This is a genomic window from Mycobacterium sp. UM_Kg27, assembly GCF_000972905.1.
In the GTDB taxonomy this organism is placed as follows: Bacteria; Actinomycetota; Actinomycetes; order Mycobacteriales; family Mycobacteriaceae; genus Mycobacterium.
The window spans coordinates 1-204 of record NZ_JRMM01000396.1 but is presented as its reverse complement, the minus strand read 5'-3'; the positions used below and the strand labels follow the sequence as shown (position 1 = coordinate 204).

Here is a 204-nt window from a genome sequence, read left to right as displayed (position 1 = left end):
GGTGGCCGTCGCTGACCGTGAGCCGGTTGGCGGCCAAGATCGACAAGATCGTGGCCCAGGCCGATGCTGATGCGGTGCGCCGCCGCAAGAAGCGGCAGGCCGAACGCGAGATCGCCTTCGGGAACTTTGTTGAAGGGGGTCTGTCGGAGATCCAGGGCAGCCTGTTCACCACCGATGCGCGGGCGGTGGACACCGCGCTGGATG

The 204-nt window shown here is 67.2% G+C and carries 1 protein-coding gene; it reads left to right on the top strand.

What is annotated here, in order from left to right:
* Positions 1-11: 11 nt before the first annotated feature.
* On the top strand, positions 12-204 hold a 193-nt coding region (locus LI94_RS21805; RefSeq protein ID WP_255351908.1), incomplete at its 3' end, for a DUF222 domain-containing protein.